Annotated in this window: 2 protein-coding genes; both read right to left on the bottom strand. The window is 39.3% G+C overall.

Annotated features, from left to right (window positions below; genetic code table 11):
• Positions 1–432 (bottom strand): IclR family transcriptional regulator (locus VXQ92_RS18370; protein ID WP_416682773.1); only part of this gene is annotated, 432 nt, incomplete at its 3' end.
• A 186-nt stretch (positions 433–618) separates the two neighbouring features.
• Positions 619–1,327 (bottom strand): CaiB/BaiF CoA transferase family protein (locus VXQ92_RS18365; RefSeq protein WP_416682772.1); only part of this gene is annotated, 709 nt, incomplete at its 5' end.

Below are 1,327 nucleotides of genomic sequence, written 5' to 3'. Positions count from 1 at the left end.
AATCATATTCAGACGATCGCGTGTTGCCATGGCTACAGCAGCACCAGCATAGTCTGCCAAATTTTTCATATATGGATGAGCAATAGAGCGAATCGATACGTTAGATAACATGGAATAACCAAACGCAAGAACTCCTACTGAAAGCTGAAATTTGCTTGAGTTAGGTACTTGTTTGATATAGCCCAAACGCGACAAAGTATGTGTGAGGCGAGTAATGGTTGGTTTTGGCAAACCTGTCATCTGCGCTAACTCTTGATTGCCCAAATGCTGATGTTTAGGCGTAAAACAACGTAATAGCTCTAAACCACGTGCTAATGCAGTAATAAATTGGCGATCATTTTCATCCTGCATGTCTTCAATCGGATGTAATAATTCATGCCTTAAAGGCGCTAATAATTTTTCTGTCTGTTCTGCATCAACTGCATCGTTCATTGTCATACCAATCCATATTTTGTTTCGCACTGCGAAAATTATAATCTATTTTTTCTATAAATAGCAAAAGAGCAAACATCCTAGTCTGCATTTTAAAGATAACTTCATTTAACTTATTAAAGCGAAAGATTAAATATTTTATTTTCTGATTTTAAATATAATTTTAATCTTCCGCTTCTAAGCCACCTACCCAATTACGCCCTTTTCTTTAAGCTCTGCTAGTTTTTCTGAAGAAACCATTCGCCCCAAAACGGCCTGCGTATGTTCACCCAACAGCGGAGGTGCTGTTTTGTACTCAACTGGCGTTCTAGAAAGTTTGATTGGTGACCCAATTACCTTCAGTTTCTCACGTTGAGGATGGTTCATCTCGACTAACATTTCTCGGGCAATCACTTGAGGCTCTTGAAAAGCTTGTTCTAAGTTATTGATTACACCAACGGGAACTTTAGCAGCATAGATTGCATCTACCCATTCATCTGCTGTTTTTGTTAAAAAGTGAGTTTGTAAAATTCCGATAATTTCATCACGATGCTTAATGCGGTCTGCATTTCGGGCAAAACGCGGATCATTTGGTAAATCGGGTAAGCCAATACTTCGACAGAGTTGAATAAACTGAGTGTCATTTCCACATGCAATAATGAAATCACGGTCAGAAGCTTTGAACACTTGATAAGGCACAATATTGGCGTGTGCATTGCCATAACGTTTAGGGATATTACCCGATGAAAGATAGTTCATTCCCTGATTTGCCATTGTGGCAATTTGAACATCAAGCAAAGCCATATCAATGTATTGGCCTAAACCCGTCACATGGCGGTTGAGTAAAGCAGCCTGTATGGCAATCGTAGAATAAAGCCCCGTGGCTAAATCAGAAAATGCGACGCCTACTTTTTGT

It is taken from the genome of Acinetobacter sp. 228, assembly GCF_048147885.1.
This window is presented reverse-complemented; position numbering and strand designations above follow the sequence as displayed.